Origin of the sequence: Micromonospora sp. LOL_021, assembly GCF_048060215.1 — a bacterium.
Lineage (GTDB): Bacteria > Actinomycetota > Actinomycetes > Mycobacteriales > Micromonosporaceae > Micromonospora_E.
This window is the reverse complement of the sequence record NZ_JBHMIN010000047.1, coordinates 33,273-51,580: the sequence shown is the minus strand read 5'-3', so window position 1 is coordinate 51,580 and position 18,308 is coordinate 33,273. Positions and strand designations below refer to the sequence as shown.

The window sequence follows — 18,308 nt, the reverse complement described above, 5'->3', positions numbered from 1 at the left end:
GTCAGATCGTGGTCATCGACTGCGAGGGCGACCCGGACGACATCGACAAGTCCAAGCTCGTGTTCCAGGGCGCCGACCGGCCGGTCGCCGTACCGGACGCGGTTCCCGCCGACCTCGGCGGTGCCACGGCGGCCGGCTCGGACGAGTAAGACCGGCAGTCGACTGTCAGTGCGGCGCCGACGGCGAAAGCCGTCGGCGCCGCACTGCGTCTGCGGCGTCAGCCGTCAGGCCGGAAGCCGTCAGGCCGCAAAGCCGTCAGTGCCCGGTCGGGCCGCGTCAGCCCGGAGGCCGTCAGCCCTGACCGGCCAGCGTGTACCCGGTCGGCGGCGCGCCGTCGCGGGCCACCGGCTCCACCAGGCCGTCCTCAATCAGACTGGCCAGTGCTCGACGGCGCTGCAGATCGTCGCCCCACACCACGTCCAGCCGCTGCTGCGGCACCGGCCCGGTCGCCTCTCGCAGTACCGCCAGCAGCAGGCCACGGACCTGCCGGTCGGTGCCGGCGTACCGCTGCGGTCGTCGGCTCGGCCCGGTCGGTGCCGGCCGGCCGGCTGCCCGCCACAGGCATCGGTCGGCCACCGGACACACCCCGCAGCGCGGTGACCGGGCCACACAGACCACCGCTCCCAGCTCCATGAACGCGGCGCTGGCCCGAGCCGCCCGGGCCGGCTCGGCCGGCAGCAACGCGGCGGTGGCAACCAGATCGGCCGGGCGGGTCGCCGGCCCGGCGTCGGCCGCACCGTCGACCGCCCGCGCCACGAACCGCCGGACGTTGGTGTCCACCACCGGATGCCGCTGGCCGTAGGCGAACGCGGCGACCGCCCGGGCGGTGTAGGTGCCGACTCCCGGCAGCGCCAGCAATTCGTCCAGACCGGTCGGCACCGTGCCGTCGTACCGTTCGGTCAGCACCGTGGCGCACTCGTGCAGCCGCAACGCACGACGCGGGTAGCCGAGCCGGTTCCACATCCGGATCGCTTCGGCCGGTGTGTCGGCGGCCAGCGCCGTCGGGTCCGGCCACCGGTCCAGCCAGGCGCACCACGCCGGCAGTACCCGGACCACCGGGGTCTGCTGCAGCATCACCTCGCTCACCAGGATCGCCCAGGCACCGACCCCCGGCTCCCGCCAGGGCAGATCACGGGCGTTGTGGTCGAACCATTCGATCGCCGTGTCGGCGAAACTCACGTCACGCATGGCGCCGCCGATCCTGCCATGCCACGGCTGCCGGCCCCGCCCCAGGCGGGTCCCCATGCGATCCCCGCACCGGACACGGGTGCCGGGCCGCCCGGTCGGGCCGGCACCCGGTCGGGCAGACTGCTGGCATGAACGAACTCGCGATCACCGTGATCGGGCGCGACCGGCCCGGCATCGTCGCGGACGTCGCGGAGGTGCTGGCCGGTCTCGGTGCCAACCTGACCGACTCGACGATGACCCGGCTGCGCGGCCACTTCGCGATGACCCTGGTCTGCGCCGGTCCGGCCGAGGCCGCGGTGCAACAGGCACTGCGGCCGCTCACCGCCGACGGCCAGCTGTTGGCCACCGTACGGCCGGTTCCGGCGGACGGTCAGCAGCCGGTGGGCGGCGAACCCTACCTACTCAGTGTGCACGGCGCCGACCGGCTCGGCATCGTCGCGGCGGTGACCCGGGTGGTCGCCGAGGCGGGCGGCAACGTCACCGACCTGACCACCCGGCTGACCGGCCCGCTCTACGTGCTGATCGCCGAGGTCGTACTGCCCGCCGGTACGGCGGCCGAGGTCGGCCGGCGGCTGTCCGAGACGGCCCGGTCACTCGACGTCGAGGTGACCCTCCGGTCGGTCGATTCGGACGTGCTGTGAGCACGGTCAGCCGTCCCCTGGCCGACTGGACCGAGACGACGCTCGGCGTACCGGGGCGGGTGGTTCCGGTGGTCGCCGCGCCCGACCAGGTGCTCAGCCGGGCCGGTGAGCCGGTGGATCCGTGCGCTGCCGGGACGGTCCAGGTCGCCGCCGACCTGGTCGCCACGATGCGGGTCTCGCCCGGCTGTGTCGGCCTGGCCGCGCCGCAGATCGGGATCAGCGCGCAGGTCTTCGCGGTCGACGTGACCGGGCACCCGAAGACGGTCACCGGGCACGGCACGTTCGTGCTGTGCAATGCCCGGCTGATCGAGGCCACCCGGTGGCGGCCGGGCCGGGAGGGCTGCATGTCGGTGCCGGATCTCACCGGTGACGTGAAACGGGCCACCCGGGTCGTGGTGGAGGCGCAACTGCCGGGCTCCGGAGAGCCGGTACGCCTGGTCACCGACGGGTTCGAGGCGCGGGCCGCCCAGCACGAGATCGACCACTGTGCCGGTCTGCTGTTTCTGGACCGGGTGGCCGGGGCACACGCCGTCTTCCCGCGTAAGACATATCTCTGACCGGGTGCTCCCGACCTCGGCGCGTCGCGGCCGATCGGTCCGGTCTTGCCGATACGGTGTGCCATCATGCGACTGACGGTTGGCCCGCTGCCACCCGCCATCTACTGGCGGCGGCGTGCCGTCGTGCTCGGGGCACTGCTGCTCCTGCTGTTCATCGTGGCCTACTCCTGCATCGGCTCGGACCAGACCGGGCGGTCGCAGGCCGATCCCACCCCGACCCCGTCCGGTGAGGTGCTCACCCCGACCACCTCCTCCCCGCAGCCGCAGGACGGTGTCGGCACCGACGATGGCGACGACCCCGACACCATCGGCGACGCGGGCGACGCCGGTGGTGGCAGCACCGGCGGCGGTACGGGCGACGACGGCACGACCGGCGGCGGGCAGCCCGGTGCCGGCGACCAGAGCGCCCCCGGCGGCCCGGTCGGTCCGGCCGCCGGCACCTGTACCGACGACGAGATCCTGCTCACCGCGGCAGCCTCGCAGGCCACCGCCCAGAAGGGTGTCACCCTGGCCCTGCAGTTGCGGGTGCAGAACGTCTCCAGCCGTACCTGCGACCGGGATGTAGGCGCCGACCCGCAGGAGCTGTACCTCAAGCGGGGCGCGGAGCTGATCTGGTCGTCGGATACCTGCGGAGCCGCCCGGGGCACCGACGTGCGCACCTTCGGGCCCGGCACCGCCCGCGACTATCAGGTGGCCTGGAACGGTCGGGCGGCGAGCGAATGCGCCAACAACGTCGCGGCCGGTGACCATCCGGCGGCCGGCGAGTACCAGCTATTCGCCCGACTCGGCTCGAAGGTCAGCGAGCCGTTCGTCATCACCATCACCGGCTGACGACCCGGGGTACGTCCCTTGCTTGAGCTATCCCGGTTGCGGCACGACTGCCCCGTAGCGCATCAGACGTAGCGCTCCAGGATCGACGCTTCGGCCAGCCGGGACAGGCCTTCCCGTACGCTACGCGCCCGGGCGTCGCCGACACCGTCGACGGCCTGCAGGTCCTCCACCGTCGCCCCGAGCAGCCGTTGCAGACTGCCGAAGTGGTTGACCAGCCGGTCCACCACCGACACCGGCAGCCGGGGCACCTTCGCCAGCAGCCGGAAACCGCGCGGGCTGACCGCCGCGTCGAGCGCCTCGGTGGAGGCGGCGTACCCGATCGCCTTGGCCACCGCGACCAGGTCGATCAGCTCGGTGGCGGTCAGCAGGTCCAACTCGACCAGGGCCTCGTCCAGGGTCCGCGCCTTGCGTACGGTGGGCAGGTAGTCGCGGATCACCAGGGTCCGGTCGGCGTCCACGCCGGCCATCAGCTCGTCGAGCTGCAGCGCCAGTAGGCGGCCGTCGGTGCCCAGCTCGACGACGTACCCGGCGATCTCGTCGGCGATCCGGCGGACCATCTCCAGCCGCTGCACCACCGCGACCGCGTCGCGGACGGTGACCAGGTCCTCGATCTCCAGGGCGGAGAGCGTGCCGGACACCTCGTCCAGCCGCAGCTTGTACCGCTCCAGGGTGGCCAACGCCTGGTTGGCCCGGGACAGGATGGCGGCCGAGTCGTCCAGCACGTGCCGCTGACCGTTGACGTAGAGGCTGATGATCCGCATCGACTGGCTGACCGAGATCACCGGGTAGCCGGTCTGTCGGGCGACCCGTTCGGCGGTGCGGTGCCGGGTGCCGGACTCCTCGGTCGGAATGGACGGATCCGGCATCAGATGCACGGCGGCCCGGACGATCCGGGTGCCGTCGCTGGACAGCACCACCGCGCCGTCCATCTTGCACAGCTCGCGGACCCGGGTAGAGGAGAACTCGACATCGAGCGGGAAGCCCCCGGTGCACAGCGACTCGACCTGCTTGTCGTAGCCGAGCACGATCAGCGCCCCGGTCCGGCCGCGCAGAATGCGTTCCAGCCCGTCGCGCAGCGCGGTGCCGGGCGCCATCAGCGCCAGGTTGGCCCGCAGCGGATCCCCGGTGGCCGCCGGGCTGGTCAGCGCCGAGGTGCCGGCGCTGATGGTGCGTGCCGGGGTGCCGACGGTGCCGGTGCGTGCCGGCGTACCGACGGCACCGACCCGGCCGGCCGCGCCAGCACCGGCGCCGGCAGTCTTGTTCGCATCGCGGTCGATCGCCACGGGCAACAGTCTACGGACCGCCGTGCGGTGGGTGCTCTCGCGGTTACTGCCACACCGGTTCAGCCGGCCGAGGCGCGCGCGGCGGCCTGCAGCGCCGCCCGTACGTCGTTGACCTCGGTGACCTGCATGTTCGGCGGCAGCGGGTCGGTGCCGGAACTCGCCGCACCGGGTGGTACCAGTGCGTAGCGGAAGCCGAGCCGGGCGGCTTCGGCGAGCCGCCGGGCGACCGCGCCGACCCGGCGTACCTCACCGGTGAGCCCGACCTCGCCGATCGCCACCAGCTGCGGGGAGACCGCCAGGTTGAGCCCGCCGGAGGCGACCGCCAGCGCCACCGCGAGGTCGGCGGCCGGCTCCACCACTCGGATGCCGCCGACCGTCGCCGCGAACACCTCCCGGTCGTGCAGGGTGAGCCGTTCGGTACGCCGTTGCAGCACCGCCAGCACCATCGCCAGCCGGGCACCGTCGAGCCCGGACACGGTGCGCCGGGGCGAGCCGGCGACGGTCGCCCCGATCAGCGCCTGGACCTCGGTGACCAGGGCCCGCCGGCCCTCCATCGCCACTGTGGCGCAGGTGCCGGGCACCGGTTCGGTGTAGCGGGTGAGGAACAGCCCGGACGGGTCGGGCAGGCTGCTGATGCCGCCTTCGTGCATCTCGAAGCAGCCGACCTCGTCGGCCGCGCCGAACCGGTTCTTCATGCCGCGTACCATCCGCAGCGACGAGTGCTTGTCGCCCTCGAAGTGCAGCACCACGTCGACCAGGTGCTCCAGCACCCGGGGGCCGGCGACCTGGCCGTCCTTGGTGACGTGGCCGACCAGCACGGTGGCGATGTTGCGTTCCTTGGCCGCCGCGACCAGCGCGGCGGTGACCGCTCGGACCTGGGTGACGCCGCCGGGGATACCGTCCGAGCCGGGCATCGAGATGGTCTGCACCGAGTCGAGCACCAGTAGACCCGGCCGGACCGCGTCGAGGTGGCCGAGGACCACCCCGAGGTCGCTCTCCGCCGCCAGGTAGAGCCGTTCGTGCAGCGCGCCGATTCGCTCGGCGCGCAGCCGGACCTGGCTGGTCGACTCCTCGCCGCTGACCACCAGCGACGGACTGCCGGCGGTGGCCGCCCACTGCTGGGCGACGTCGAGCAGCAGGGTCGACTTGCCGACACCGGGCTCGCCGGCCAGCAGCACCACCGCGCCGGGCACCAGGCCGCCGCCGAGCACCCGGTCGAGTTCGCCGACGCCGGTCGGCCGGGCCTTGGCGGGCGCGGCGCTGATGGTGGCGATCGGCCGGGCCGGTTCGGTCGGCATCCGGGTGCTGACCACCCGGCCGGAGACCACCGGACCGGTGACCACCGATTCGATCACCGATCCCCATTCGCCGCATTCCGGGCACCGGCCCACCCATTTGGGCGGCTGGTGCCCGCACGCGTCGCACTCGTACGCGGGCCGGGGTTCCCGGGTGGCCGCCCGGCTGCGCGGCGCGGCACCGCCGCGCCCCGCCCCGGTGCCGCCGGCGCCCCGGGGAATCGACCGCGAGCTCAGTGCTCTGCCTCGTCGTGCTCGGCCGGCTCGCGGGGAGCCGGGGTGAGCGGCATGTCGACCGGGGCGGCCACCACCAGCGGCGCGCCGCCGGTGCTGAACTCGAAGGCCAGGTTGACCGAGTACCCGGCGGCGAGCCGGTCGGCCAGCCCGGTGACCCGCAGCGGTTCGGTGTCGTCGGTGCTGAACAGCGCCCACCCGTTGGCCGGCAGCTGGACGATCGCGTCCCGGCCCGGGTCCGGCTGCGGGACCTCGTCGGTGCCCGGCTCCGGCGACGGGGGCGGCCCGGTCTGCTCGGAACCGCCGATCACCACCGTCTCGGCCCCGACCACCGTCGCCCAGTCCTCGTCGGTGACCGGGGCGGCGCTGACCCGTACGGTGACCGGGTCGTTGGTGTTGTTGAACAGCCCGACCTCGACCGGTGCGCTGCCGCCGGCCGGGTAGCCCTCGACCCCGGGGTACGGCACCGAGAGGTCGCGCACCGACACCGCGCCGTCCGGCGACTCGAGGTTGACTCCGTTGATCGCCGTCGCCTTGGTCGCGGTTTCCGCGAGCTGGCCGGTGCCGCAGCCGCTGAGCAGCAGGCCGCTGGCCACGGCAGCGCCGGCGAACAGCACCGCGACTCGGCGGTGTCCCCTGGTCGAGGGCGTCACGTCGGTCCTCCTTGTCACGGCGCGGCGACGAGCCCCGCGCAGGCCGGCTCCAGGGTAGTTGGCGGTGATCCGCGCCCCGCCACGGACCCGATAATCCGTGACCGGCGGCGCTCACCGGACCGGGCCGGCCCGGCGGCGCTCACCCGACGGGGCCGCTGGCCACCAACAGCACCACGTCGATCACCGCGACCACCAGCACCGCCCGGAAGACGCCGTCCGACCGGCCGGCCCGCCGGGCGGCCCGGCGGGCCGCGTACCAGCCGGTCGGCAGAATGACCGCGGTGCCGGCGACCGCGACGAGGCCGGCCCACGACGGCGGCCCGGGCGGGCCGACGACCAGCGTCACGGTGGCGGCGAAGAGCAACCCGGCCGCCGCGACCCCCGAACCGGTGGCCCCGAGCCGGTGCGGCAGACCGCGCACGCCGGTGCGGGCGTCGTCGGCCAGATCCGGCAGTACGTTGGCGAAGTGCGCGCCGGCGCCGAGCAGTCCGGCGGCGGTGACCAGCCAGGCCGGTGGCGCGGGCGCGCCCGGCAGGGCGAGCACGATGAACGCGGGCAGCGCTCCGAAGGAGAACGCGTACGGCAGCACCGACACGGCGGTGGACTTCAACGGCCAGTTGTAGGCCAGCGCGCTGAGCAGCGCGGCGGTGATGCACAACGTCGCCGCCAGCCCGGTCGGCGCGGCCAGCAACGGGGTGACCAGCGCGGCGGCCAGCCCGGCGACGCCCACCGTACGCCGGCTGACCACGCCGGTCGCGACCGGCTTGTCGGCCCGTCCGGCGTGCCGGTCGCGACCGGCGTCCAGCCAGTCGTTGGTCCAGCCGACGGCGAGCTGAGTGGCCGCGACGGTGGCGGCGACCAGCACGATCCCGGCCGGACGGTGACCGACGCCCCAGGCCAGCAGCGCGGTCACCGTGGTGACCGCGACCGCCGGTTCGGGGTGGCTGGCCTTGATCAATGCGGACACGCGGCGCGACATATCCGCCAAGTGTGGCCGTTACCGGCTGGTCATGCCACGCTCAGTCAATGCCGGATCTGCCGCCGAACGACCCCCGCCAGTACGACGTGCTGGCCGACGAGTGGTGGCGGCCGGCCGGCGCGTTCGAGATGCTGCACTGGATCGCCGAGGCACGGGCCCGGCTGGTCCCGCCGGCGGCCCGACCGGGGGCGGTGCTGGTCGACATCGGCTGCGGGGCCGGCCTGCTCGCCCCCCATCTGCACGGCAAGGGCTACCGGCACGTCGGGGTCGACCTGGTCGGGTCGGCGCTGCGGCAGGCGGCCCGGCACGGCGTCGATCCGGTCCGCGGTGACGCGACCCGGCTGCCGTTGGCCGACCGGGTGGCCGACGTGGTTTCCGCCGGGGAGCTGCTGGAGCACGTGCCGGACCTGTCGGCGGCGGTCGCCGAGGCGTGCCGGGTGCTACGGCCGGGCGGGCTGCTGGTGCTGGACACCCTGAACGCCACGTTGGCCTGCCGGCTGATCGCGGTCGAGCTGGGCGAACGCCTGCCGGTCGCGCCGCGCGGCATTCACGACCCCGCGCTGTTCGTCCGTCCGCAGCGGCTGGTCGCCGAGTGTGCCCGGCACGGCGTACGGCTGGCGGTGCGTGGCCTCCGGCCGAGCGTTTTCAGCCTGATCGATTGGCTGGTGCGCGCGCCGTTGCGCCGATCGGCTTCCGACCGGGCACTCTGGAAACCCCGGCGGCGGATGGTGCCGACCTGGTCCACCTCGGTGCTCTACCAAGGCAGGGGGGTCAAGGTGGGCTGAGCGGACGAGCAGGTGGGTAGGTCGACGGCGGAAGGGGCAGCGATGGTTGCGGATGCACTGGCGGCGGCGCGGCGGGTGGTGCCACGGTTGGCGGCGCGGGCGGGTGAACACGACCGGTCCGGCACCTTCCCAGTGGCGGACTTCGCCGATTTGCGGCAGGAACAGCTGTTCGGGTTGATGGTCCCGCAGCGGCTGGGCGGGCGGGGCGCCGGCTTCGCCGACTACGCCGAGGTGGCGTACGAGCTGGCCCGGGGCAACGGCGCCACCGCACTGGTGTTCAACATGCACGCCTCGGTGACCGGCGCGCTGGGCGCGGTCGACGACAACCTCGCCGAGGCGATGGGGCTGCCGGACGAGGCGTTGGCGGCCCGGGACCAACTGCTTGCCGACGCGGCGGCCGGCGCCTGGTACGCGGTGGCGATGAGCGAACGGGGTGCCGGCTCCCGGCTCTCCCAGTTGTCCACCGTCTACCACCCGGTGGACGGTGGATACCAGATCAAGGGGGCCAAGGCGTTCTGTTCCGGGGCCGGTCACGCCTCCGGGTACCTGGTCGCCGCCCGGCACGCCGACGACCAGTCGGTGGTGTCGCAGTTCCTGGTCCCGGCGGACACACCCGGCCTGCGGGTGGAGCAGAGCTGGGATTCGCTCGGGATGCGGGCCACCTGCTCGCACGACCTGCATCTGGACGTGACCGTTGACCAGCGGAGCCTGCTCGGTGGGGTGGAAGGGCTGGCCCTGGTGGTGGCCCAGTTGATGCCGCACTGGATGGTGGCCAGCTACGCGGCGGTCTACGCCGGGGTGGCGCGGGCGGCGGTGGACGCCGCGGTGGAGCATCTCACCGAGCGGGGGTTGACCCACCTGCCGGCGGTCCGGGCCCGGGTCGGCCGAGCGGACGCGGCCGCCGCCGCTGCGCTGCTGACGGTGCGGGAGGCGGCCCGCCGGGTGGACGCCGACCCGGGCGACCCGGCGACCAACCAGTGGGTGTGGCGGGCGAAACTGGTCGCCGGCAACACGGCGGCCGAGGTGGCGTCGTCGATGCTGGAAGCGGCCGGGACATCGGCGACCCGCCGGGGGCATCCGCTGGAACGGCTGTACCGGGACGCCCGCTGCGGTGCGCTGCATCCGCCGACGTCGGACGTCTGCGCCGACTGGCTCGGCGTGGCGACGATCGGCGGGGACCCGGACCGCGACGGATCGGCACCCCGGTGGTGAGCCGGTCGCCGGAGCCGCTGGCGGGCCGGTCGTCGGCTGCGGTGGTCGGGCTCGGGCTGGCGTTGCCGCCGTCGGCCAGCCAGGACGAGCTGTGGCGGGACTTCTTCGCGGCGCGGTACGACGGCGGCACCCGGGCGCTCGCGGAGCGGATCTTCGCCAATTCCGGGGTACGGACCCGGCAGGCGGCGGTGAGCCCGTTGCTGGAGGACGTCGCGGACTGGCCGACCGAGCGCCGGATGCGCCGCTACCAGATCGAGGCGTTGCCGCTGGGCAAGGAGGCGGTGAACCGGGCGTTGACCCAGGCCGGGCTGACCGCCGGGGAAATCGGGCTGTTCGTGGTCTGCTCGTGCACCGGGTACGCCACGCCCGGCCTGGACATCATCCTGGCCCGGGACGTCGGCATGGCCGCCGACACCCAGCGGCTGTTCGTCGGGCACATGGGCTGCTACGCGGCGCTGCCCGGGCTGGGCGCGGCGGCCGACTTCGTCACCGCCCGGGGCCGGCCGGCACTGCTGCTCTGCGCCGAGCTGACCAGCCTGCACATCCAGCCGCCGGCCCGCCGGGTGGACACCCAGCAGATCGTGGCGCACGCGTTGTTCTCCGACGCGGCGGCGGCGGTGGTGCTGACACCGAACGACGGGGTCGGCGGCCCACCGCCCGGCGGCTACGCCGTACGGGAGGTCGTGTCGGCCACCGACGCCTCCACCGCCGACCACATGACCTGGGAGGTGACCGACCTGGGCTTCCGGATGGGTCTGTCGCCCCGGGTGCCGCAGGTGCTGTCGGTGCACGTGCGGGCGCTGGTCGGTGATCTGCTGGCCCGGCACGGACTGACCGTGTCGCAGGTGGACGGTTGGGCGGTGCATCCGGGTGGGCCGCGCATTCTCAACGTGGTGCAGCGGGAGCTGGGGTTGTCCGACGGGGCGATGTCGGCGTCCCGGGCGACATTGGCGGCGTACGGCAACTGCTCGTCGCCGACCGTACTGCTGATCCTGGACCGACTGCGGCGGGCGGGGCCGCCGCCGCGTCAGGTGGTGATGCTGGCGTTCGGTCCGGGCCTGACGCTCTACGCCGCGCTACTCAGCCGCTGACCTGCCGCGCCCGGTGGCGGGCGGGCTCAGGGACCGACCAGCAGGGCCAGGTCGGCGCGGTACGTCTCGACCGAGTCGGCCTGCGGCACCAACCGGATGACCTCGCCGGTCTCGGTGACCAGCAGGGCGGTGGCGGTACCGGCGGTTGCCGGAACGTCGACGAAGTTGCGGATCCCGGCGGCCGGGTCGGCCAGCAGATGGGTGCCGAGGCTGTCGGCGAGCACCGGTGGCAGGGCGCCGGGGCTGGTGGCGCCGCTGGTGACCACGACGACCGAGACCCCGGCCGGGGCGGCGGCGGCCGCTGCGGTGACCTGGTTGGCGCAGTCACAGCCCTCGACGAGCAGGATCGCCGCCGGCAGCAACGACCGGACCGGGACCGAGGCGCCGGAGTCGTCGATCAGGTCGAGCGCGGGCAGCGGCCGGTCGGGCAGGGCGGCGGGGGCCGACGGCGCCGGGCTGGCGGTGGGCTGGGGGCGGTCGGACCAGGCGACGGTGAACATGCTGATCATCGCGGCGAGGACGGCCACCAGCATGATGATCAACGGCAGCCGGAGGGCGGCGATCTCGTGCGGCCGGTGCCCGCTGCCGCCGACCCGGCCGGTGTCGCCGGGGTGGATGCCGAACCGCCGGTGCCAGCGGTCCCGCCGGCGGGTGCGGTGCAGCTCCCGGCGGACCTGCGCCGCTTCTTCGGCGAGCGCCCCGGGATCGTCGGGGATGACGATCGGGCCCCACTCGGGCGGGATCTCGGGCAGGTCGTCGGGCGCCCCGGCGCCGTCCGACCACCCATCACCGTTGTTGCCTGTCCTGCCCACAGCACCCCCAGCCGCTCGCCCACCGGGTCGATCGGGGTCTAGGTATCAGGGTCCCGCAACGAACCTGGTTCCGCCAGTGCCGGGGCGTGGGAAGCGGCCGGACGATATGCTGGAAGTGCCGAAACGCGTCCCATCTGGCACGTCCAACCAGTTAGCTGACTGCTGATCTGGTTGTTACTTAGCGTGTTCAAAACCAACTGGCGGTTGCGTGTCAAGCTCGAGAAAGACCTCTCACAGCCCCTCTGACCTGCGCTTACGGCTCAGACTGTGACGGGACATCGGTGCCTGAGCGTGTTACCCTAGACACAGCGAAAGGGGCTTCGAACCTATGGTTTTCAGTGTCGGCGAGACCGTTGTTTACCCCCACCACGGGGCCGCACTCATCGAGGCAATCGAGACTCGTGTCATCAAGGGCGAGGAGAAGCAGTACCTCGTCCTCAGGGTTGCGCAGGGTGACCTGACGGTGCGAGTTCCCGCCGAGAACGCCGAGATCGTCGGCGTGCGTGAAGTGGTTGGCGAAGAAGGCCTCGGCAAGGTCTTCGATGTCCTCCGCGCCCCGCACACCGAGGAGCCGACCAACTGGTCGCGGCGATACAAGGCCAACCTCGAAAAGCTGGCATCCGGAAACCCACTCAAGGTCGCCGAGGTCGTTCGTGACCTGTGGCGTCGGGAGCGGGAGCGGGGGCTGTCCGCAGGCGAGAAGCGCATGCTCGCCAAGGCCAGGGACATCCTGGTCGGTGAGGTCGCGCTTGCGGAGAAGAGCACCAAGGACGAGGCAGAGACCTTGCTCGACAAGGTGCTCACCGACGCGTAGGCAACTCTCCACCCATAGATAGTCTGTTGCCACCTGCACCGAGGACCGCGACGTGACCGCGCACTTCCAGCAACGCGGTGACGTCGCGGTCCTCGTTCCTGCGGCGGGTGCCGGGGTACGGCTGGGACCCGGCGCGCCAAAAGCCCTCCGGCCACTCGGCGGCGTACCGCTGCTGGTGCACGCGGTGCGTCGACTGGCCGCCGCCTCCTCGGTCGCGGTGATCGTGGTCGCCGCCCCACCCGCCGACGTCGACGACGTCCGCGACCTGCTCACCCCCGCCACGGCCGGGCTGCCGCTGATCGTGGTGCCGGGTGGCGCACACCGCCAGGCCTCCGTGGCCGCCGCGCTCGCCGCCGTCCCCGCCGGCCCGCGGATCGTCCTGGTACACGACGCGGCCCGCGCCCTCACCCCACCCGACCTGGTCGACTCGGTCGCCGCCGCGGTCCGGGCCGGCGCCGACGCCGTTATCCCGGTGCTCCCGGTCGTCGACACCATCAAGTCGGTGGACGCCGACGAGACCGTCCTGGCCACCGTCGACCGGTCGACGCTGCGGGCCGTGCAGACCCCGCAGGGGTTCCGGCGTGACGTGCTGGCCGCCGCGCACGCCGACGCCGTCGATCCGCACACCGACGACGCCGGTCTGGTGGAGAAGATCGGCGTACCGGTACTCTGCGTGCCCGGTTCGGAGCGGGCGCTCAAGATCACCCGTCCGTTCGATCTGGTGATCGCCGAGCACCTGCTCGCCACCGAACCGGCGACCCGTACCCTGCCTTCATGATCGTCCTTCGGACCGAGCCGGCCATGAACGCTCTCCAGGCCGGGCCGGCGCGATGATCGTTCCCCGGGTCGGTGTCGGCACCGACGTGCACGCCTTCGCCGCCGACCGGCCCTGCTGGGTCGCCGGCCTGCACTGGCCGGGCGAGACCGGGCTGGCCGGGCACTCCGACGGCGACGTCGCCGCGCACGCCGCCTGCGACGCGCTGTTCTCCGCCGCCGGCCTCGGCGACCTCGGTGCCAACTTCGGCGTCGCCGAACCCCGCTGGGCCGGGGCCGCCGGGGTCGATCTGCTCGCCGAGGCGGCCCGCCGGGTCGTCGCCGCCGGCTTCGTGATCGGCAACGTCTCGATCCAGGTCATCGGCGTACGGCCGAAGATCGGTCCCCGGCGGGCCGAGGCGCAGCAGCTGCTCAGCGCCGCCTCCGGCGCACCGGTGACCGTCTCCGGCACCACCACGGACGGGCTCGGCCTGACCGGCCGGGGCGAAGGGCTCGCCGGCCTGGCGGTCGCGCTCGTCTATCCGTCCGGGCCGCCTGGATAGGCTCGACAGGTGCCGAGCGAGTCTTCCCCCGAGCCGCCCACCGACGTCGACGGCTACCTGCAGCGCGCCGGGCTGTTGGCCGACCTGGGCCGCTACGACGAGGCGGCCGGTGAGATCGGGTTCGCGGTGGCCCTCGACCCGGACAGCGTGGCAGCCCGGATCATGCTGGCCCGGGTGCATCTCGCCGCCGACCGCCCGGAGCAGGCCCTCGCCGCGATCGACGCGTGGGCGGACGACGTGCCGAACCCGTGGTCGGCCGAGGCAGCGGCGACGACCACACCGGCCGACACCGACACAGCCGGCAGCGGCGCTCGGACCGGCCCGTCGGACCGGGTCGCCCTGCTGGTGGTACGCGGGCTGGCGCTGATCGATCTGCGGCGGTACGCCGACGCCGCCCGGCTCGCCACCGACCTGCTGGCGACGTACCCGGACGACGCGTACGCCCAGCGCAGCGGTGCGGCGATCCTGGCCGGCTCGCGCAACGGCCAGCCGGCGCTCAACGCGGCCTGGCGGGGGGTGGAGCTGGCCCCGCAGGACGCCCAGGCGCATCTGGTGCTGGGGCTGGTCGGGGCCCGGCTGGAGCTGTTCGACCTGGCGCACCGGGCCTACGGGGAGGCGCTGCGGCTGGACCCGCTGATCGGTGAGGCGCAGCATGACGTCGGGGTGATCCACCTGGAACAGCGGCGGTACGCCGCCGAGCTGGCGGTGCTCGCCGAACGGGCCACCGCGATGGCACCGCCGCCACCGCCGCCCGCGCCGGCCCGATCCCCTCGGTGGGCACCGCAGTCGCCCGGGTCGGTGCCGATGGACCCCCGGCTGGAGCGGCCGCCGACGCCCGAGGAGGAGCTGCGCCGGCTGGTGCTGATCGGTGCCGGCTACAGCATGATCGCGGCGGTGACGGTGGCCTGCCTGGCCGGCAGCGCGGCGTCGCGCGGCTGGGCGGTGGTCGCCGCGCTCGGCGGGTTCGTACTGATCTGGATCCTGGCCCGGCGGGTGCCGGGCGGCCGGGTCCTCGAGGTGGTGTCGCAGTTGGCGGACCGCCGGCTGGCGACCGCGGTGTACGCGGCGGCCGCCGCCCCGGTGCTGATCTTCTGCTACGCGGCGATCGCCACCCCGTGGCTGCTGGTGTCGGCGATCGTGGCGGCCGCCGTCGCCCAGTTCATGGTGCTGCGTCAGGCCACCGCCCGACCGCCGGACCAGCGGTAGTCGGCCAGCGGTAGCGTGCCGGATCAGCAGCCGGGCAGGCCCGCGCCGGGTCAGTGGCAGGGCCGGTCAGCGGGCGTTGCCGGCCCAGGTCCAGGCGTACCCGGTGTCCTCGACGGACAGTGCGGCGTCGCAGAGGTCCAGCGGACGGAAGGTGTCGACCATGACGGCGAGCTCGTCGAAGTGCTCGGCACCGAGCGCCTGCTCGACCGCGCCGGGCTGCGGGCCGTGGGTGAACCCGGCCGGGTGCAGCGAGATCGAGCCCTGCTCGATGCCGGAGCCGCGCCGCGCCTCGTAGTTGCCGCCGGTGTAGAACAGCATCTCGTCGGAGTCGACGTTGTGGTGGTTGTACGGCACCGGGACCGCCTGCGGGTGGTAGTCGACCAGGCGCGGCACGAACGAGCAGATCACGAAGTTGGGGCCGGCGAACGTCTGGTGCACCGGCGGCGGCTGGTGCAGCCGACCGGTGATCGGCTCGAAGTCGTAGATGCTGAACGCCCACGGGTAGAGGTGCCCGTCCCAGCCGACCACGTCGAACGGGTGGTGGGCGTACACGTGGCGGGTCCAGCCCTGCCGGTGCCGCACGTAGACCTCGACGTCGGTGCCGTCGACCAGCAGCGGTTTGCCCGGCCCGCGAACATCGCGTTCGCAGTACGGCGAGTGTTCCAGGAACTGGCCGCGCGCCGACAGGTAGCGCTTGGGTGGTCCGATGTGGCCGGTGGCTTCGACGGTGAGCAGCCGCAGCGGCACGTCGTCGACGGGCACGATCCGGTGCACCACCGACGTCGGGATGATCACGTAGTCGCCGGAGGTGACGCCGAGCACCCCGAAGCTGGACTCGACGCGGGCGGCGCCGGACTCGACGTACAGGCACTCGTCGCCGGTGGCGTTGCGGTACAGCGGGGACGGCCGGTCGGCGACGACGTACGAGATGCGTACGTCGTCGTTGGCGAGCAGTGGTTGCCGGCCGAGGACGGCGTCGGTGTGGCCGGTGTCCAGCTTGTGGGTGCGCAGGTGCCGTGGGGTGAGCGGGCGGTTCGGCAGCCGGCGGGTCGGCGGCGGGTCGTACGACTCGGCGGCGACGATGGCGGTCGGCAGGTGCCGGTGGTAGAGCAGGGAGGAGTCGGCGGAGAAGCCCTCCTGGCCCATCAGCTCCTCGGCGTACAGGCTGCCGTCGGGCTGGCGGAACTGGGTGTGGCGCTTGCGGGGGATCTCGCCAACGCTGCGGTAGTAGGGCATCATTACCCTCCGTATCTCCCCGTTGACCGGCCGGTAGCGTCCGATAATCGGACGCTGTTGTCCGTTAATCGTAGAATCCACTAGGTTCGAAGGCGTGTCAATGCAGGTACCCAGGATCTTCACCGGCCTTGTCGACGACGCCGCGGTCTTCCCGCCGGGCAACGCCGACCTGCCCGACGCGATCACCGCGCACCGCGGCCACCGCACCGCCTGGTACACCGACCTGGTCGGCCCGTTCCTGCTGCCCGCGTCCGAGATCGACGCGGCCCGGCGACTGGTCGGGCCTGGCGACGAGCTGGAGATCGGCCTGATCGGCGACACCGGCGTGGCCGCGCTGCCGGCCGCCGTCGAAGCGCTGCCGACCGACCGGATCCGGCCCCGGCAGGTCGAGGTCGCCGTCGCCAAACGCGGCGAGGACCCGCAGCCCGGCCTGCGTGCGCTGCTCACCGCCCTGGCCGGCTGGCCCAAGATCAGCGGGTACGCGGAGGTGCCGCTCACCTGGGGGCTGCTCGCCGCCCTGGACAGCCTCGCCGAGGCGCGGGCCGGCGGCGTCGACGTCGCCGCCAAGTTCCGCACCGGCGGGCTGGCCGCCGAACTGTTCCCCACCCCGGTCGAGCTGGCCGCCGTCATCTGCGCCTGCCGCGACCGGGCGCTGCCGTTCAAACTGACCGCCGGCCTGCACCACGCCATCCGCGACACCGACCCGGAGACCGGCTTCACCCACCACGGCTTCCTCAACGTGCTCGCCGCCACGATCACCGCCGCCGAGGGCGCGGAGGTCGCCGAGGTCGCCGAACTGCTCGCCACCACCGACGCCGCCCGGCTGATCGAGCCGGCCCGTACGCGCGGCGGTGCCGACCGGCCGCTGTGGGTAGGTTTCGGGTCGTGCAGCATCACCGACCCACTGACCGACCTGGTCCGGCTGGGGCTGATCAACGGAGGATTCGCGTGACGACCTGCTGGGTGCCCGGTGCCGACGGCTCACCGTACGGGGTGCAGACCCTGCCGTACGGTGCCTTCCGCCGCGGTGGTGGTGGTGAGCGGCGGCTCGGCGTACGGATCGCCGATTTCGTGCTCGACCTGCGCGGCGCGGAAGATGCCGACCTGATCCTCGCCGGCGGCGCCCTGTGCGAGCCGACCCTCAACGCCTTCCTGGCCCTCGGCCGGGCACAGTGGACGACAGTGCGGCGGCGGATCGTCGAGCTGCTCACCGAGACCGAACACCGGTCCACCGTCGAGCCACTGCTGATCCCGCTGTCCGAGGTGGACCTGGTGCTGCCGTTCGCGGTCGGCGACTACGTCGACTTCTACTCCTCCGAGCAGCACGCCAGCAACGTCGGGCAGATCTTCCGCCCCGGGCAGCCGCTGCTCACCCCCAACTGGCGGCACCTGCCGATCGGCTACCACGGCCGGGCCGGCACCGTCGTCGTCTCCGGTACGCCGATCGTGCGCCCCAGCGGCCAGCGGCGCAGCTCCGACGGCCCGGTCTTCGGCCCGTCCCGCCGGCTCGACATCGAAGCCGAGGTCGGCTTCGTCGTCGGGGTGCCGACCGCGCTCGGCGACCCGGTGCCGACCGACCGGTTCGCCGACCACGTGTTCGGGGTGACCCTGGTCAACGACTGGTCGGCCCGCGACATCCAGGCCTGGGAGTACCAGCCGCTCGGCCCGTTCCTGGGCAAGTCGTTCGCCACCTCGGTCGGCCCGTGGGTGGTGCCGCTGGAAGCACTCGACCACGCCTGGGTGCCGGCCCCGGCGCAGGACCCGCCGGTGCTGGACTATCTGCGCGAGTCGTCACGGCGCGGCCTGGACCTGTCGATCGTCGTCGAGTGGAACGGCACCCGGGTCAGCGAGCCGCCGTTCGCCGGCATGTACTGGACCCCGGCGCAGCAGCTGGCGCACCTGACCGTCAACGGCGCGTCGCTGCGCGCCGGCGACCTCTACGCCTCCGGCACCGTCTCCGGTGAACGGCGTGACCAGGTCGGCTCGTTCCTGGAGTTGACCTGGGGCGGCACCGAGCCAATCAAACTGGACGACGGGTCCGAGCGCACCTTCCTCGAAGACGGCGACACCGTCGTCATCACCGCCACCGCCCCCGGCCCGGCCGGCACGACGATCGGCTTCGGCGAGGTCACCGGCACCGTGGTGTCCACTCTGCCCAACCGGTAGGTTGTAACG

The 18,308-nt window shown here is 73.4% G+C and carries 19 protein-coding genes; 12 read left to right on the top strand and 7 right to left on the bottom strand.

Annotated elements, in window-relative coordinates:
- Positions 1–291 precede the first annotated feature (291 nt).
- A complete protein-coding gene (locus ACFHWT_RS24740; RefSeq protein WP_416597088.1) occupies positions 292–1,188 on the bottom strand; it encodes an A/G-specific adenine glycosylase in 897 nt (298 codons plus the stop codon).
- 128 nt (positions 1,189–1,316) lie between these two features.
- On the opposite strand from ACFHWT_RS24740, the gene ACFHWT_RS24735 reads away from it, so the two are divergent.
- From ACFHWT_RS24735 to ACFHWT_RS24725, 3 genes are all read left to right on the top strand, one after another.
- Positions 1,317–1,829: a glycine cleavage system protein R gene (locus tag ACFHWT_RS24735; RefSeq protein WP_416597087.1), complete on the top strand. Its 513-nt coding sequence runs from the start codon at positions 1,317–1,319 to the stop codon at positions 1,827–1,829.
- A complete protein-coding gene (locus ACFHWT_RS24730) occupies positions 1,826–2,386 on the top strand; it encodes a peptide deformylase (protein ID WP_416597086.1) in 561 nt (186 codons plus the stop codon). The genes ACFHWT_RS24735 and ACFHWT_RS24730 overlap by 4 nt, the downstream gene beginning before the upstream one ends.
- A 66-nt stretch (positions 2,387–2,452) precedes the next feature.
- Positions 2,453–3,217, top strand: coding sequence for a hypothetical protein (locus ACFHWT_RS24725; protein WP_416597085.1), 765 nt, complete (start codon positions 2,453–2,455; stop codon positions 3,215–3,217).
- 62 nt (positions 3,218–3,279) lie between these two features.
- Here the strand turns inward: ACFHWT_RS24725 and disA are convergent, their stop codons facing one another.
- The 4 genes from disA to ACFHWT_RS24705 form a co-directional block, all read right to left on the bottom strand.
- Complete coding sequence (disA, locus tag ACFHWT_RS24720; RefSeq protein WP_416597084.1) at positions 3,280–4,500, bottom strand: DNA integrity scanning diadenylate cyclase DisA; 1,221 nt, start codon at positions 4,498–4,500, stop codon at positions 3,280–3,282.
- A 59-nt stretch (positions 4,501–4,559) separates the two neighbouring features.
- The gene (radA, locus tag ACFHWT_RS24715; protein ID WP_416597089.1) at positions 4,560–6,017 is read right to left on the bottom strand and encodes a DNA repair protein RadA; all 1,458 of its coding nucleotides are present in this window, start codon (positions 6,015–6,017) and stop codon (positions 4,560–4,562) included.
- A gap of 11 nt (positions 6,018–6,028) precedes the next feature.
- Complete coding sequence (locus ACFHWT_RS24710) at positions 6,029–6,682, bottom strand: hypothetical protein (protein ID WP_416597083.1); 654 nt, start codon at positions 6,680–6,682, stop codon at positions 6,029–6,031.
- Positions 6,683–6,821: 139 nt separating this feature from the next.
- Positions 6,822–7,661 carry a UbiA family prenyltransferase gene (locus tag ACFHWT_RS24705; protein WP_416597082.1) on the bottom strand — a complete coding sequence of 280 codons (840 nt, stop codon included), beginning with the start codon at positions 7,659–7,661 and terminating at the stop codon, positions 6,822–6,824.
- A 47-nt stretch (positions 7,662–7,708) separates the two neighbouring features.
- On the opposite strand from ACFHWT_RS24705, the gene ACFHWT_RS24700 reads away from it, so the two are divergent.
- Genes ACFHWT_RS24700 through ACFHWT_RS24690 form a run of 3 tightly spaced genes read left to right on the top strand, consistent with a single transcriptional unit; the run spans position 7,709 to position 10,749 of the window.
- Positions 7,709–8,446, top strand: coding sequence for a methyltransferase domain-containing protein (locus ACFHWT_RS24700; protein WP_416597081.1), 738 nt, complete (start codon positions 7,709–7,711; stop codon positions 8,444–8,446).
- 42 nt (positions 8,447–8,488) lie between these two features.
- Positions 8,489–9,658, top strand: coding sequence for an acyl-CoA dehydrogenase family protein (locus ACFHWT_RS24695; RefSeq protein WP_416597080.1), 1,170 nt, complete (start codon positions 8,489–8,491; stop codon positions 9,656–9,658).
- Positions 9,652–10,749, top strand: coding sequence for a type III polyketide synthase (locus ACFHWT_RS24690; RefSeq protein ID WP_416597079.1), 1,098 nt, complete (start codon positions 9,652–9,654; stop codon positions 10,747–10,749). Before ACFHWT_RS24695 ends, ACFHWT_RS24690 begins: the two co-directional genes overlap by 7 nt.
- Before the next feature lie 26 nt (positions 10,750–10,775).
- On the opposite strand, the gene ACFHWT_RS24685 is transcribed toward ACFHWT_RS24690, so the two are convergent.
- Positions 10,776–11,561 (bottom strand): hypothetical protein, encoded by a 786-nt coding sequence (locus ACFHWT_RS24685; RefSeq protein ID WP_416597078.1) that lies wholly within the window; start codon positions 11,559–11,561, stop codon positions 10,776–10,778.
- 328 nt (positions 11,562–11,889) lie between these two features.
- Between ACFHWT_RS24685 and ACFHWT_RS24680 the strand changes: the two genes are divergently transcribed.
- From ACFHWT_RS24680 to ACFHWT_RS24665, 4 genes are read left to right on the top strand one after another with little or no spacing between them, the layout of a single operon-like run.
- Entirely contained in the window at positions 11,890–12,375 is a 486-nt protein-coding gene (locus ACFHWT_RS24680) for a CarD family transcriptional regulator (RefSeq protein WP_123603804.1), read from the top strand.
- 52 nt (positions 12,376–12,427) lie between these two features.
- A complete protein-coding gene (gene ispD / locus ACFHWT_RS24675) occupies positions 12,428–13,153 on the top strand; it encodes a 2-C-methyl-D-erythritol 4-phosphate cytidylyltransferase (RefSeq protein ID WP_416597077.1) in 726 nt (241 codons plus the stop codon).
- A 52-nt stretch (positions 13,154–13,205) separates the two neighbouring features.
- Complete coding sequence (ispF, locus tag ACFHWT_RS24670; RefSeq protein ID WP_416597076.1) at positions 13,206–13,691, top strand: 2-C-methyl-D-erythritol 2,4-cyclodiphosphate synthase; 486 nt, start codon at positions 13,206–13,208, stop codon at positions 13,689–13,691.
- A gap of 9 nt (positions 13,692–13,700) precedes the next feature.
- Positions 13,701–14,897: a tetratricopeptide repeat protein gene (locus tag ACFHWT_RS24665; protein ID WP_416597074.1), complete on the top strand. Its 1,197-nt coding sequence runs from the start codon at positions 13,701–13,703 to the stop codon at positions 14,895–14,897.
- A gap of 66 nt (positions 14,898–14,963) precedes the next feature.
- Here ACFHWT_RS24665 and ACFHWT_RS24660 read toward each other — a convergent pair whose 3' ends face one another.
- The gene (locus ACFHWT_RS24660) at positions 14,964–16,133 is read right to left on the bottom strand and encodes a homogentisate 1,2-dioxygenase (RefSeq protein ID WP_416597073.1); all 1,170 of its coding nucleotides are present in this window, start codon (positions 16,131–16,133) and stop codon (positions 14,964–14,966) included.
- Positions 16,134–16,227: 94 nt separating this feature from the next.
- On the opposite strand from ACFHWT_RS24660, the gene ACFHWT_RS24655 reads away from it, so the two are divergent.
- Both ACFHWT_RS24655 and fahA read left to right on the top strand, forming a co-directional pair.
- Positions 16,228–17,085, top strand: coding sequence for a hypothetical protein (locus ACFHWT_RS24655; protein WP_416597072.1), 858 nt, complete (start codon positions 16,228–16,230; stop codon positions 17,083–17,085).
- Positions 17,082–18,299 (top strand): fumarylacetoacetase, encoded by a 1,218-nt coding sequence (gene fahA, locus ACFHWT_RS24650; protein ID WP_416597071.1) that lies wholly within the window; start codon positions 17,082–17,084, stop codon positions 18,297–18,299. The genes ACFHWT_RS24655 and fahA overlap by 4 nt, the downstream gene beginning before the upstream one ends.
- The last annotated feature ends 9 nt before the right edge of the window (positions 18,300–18,308 follow it).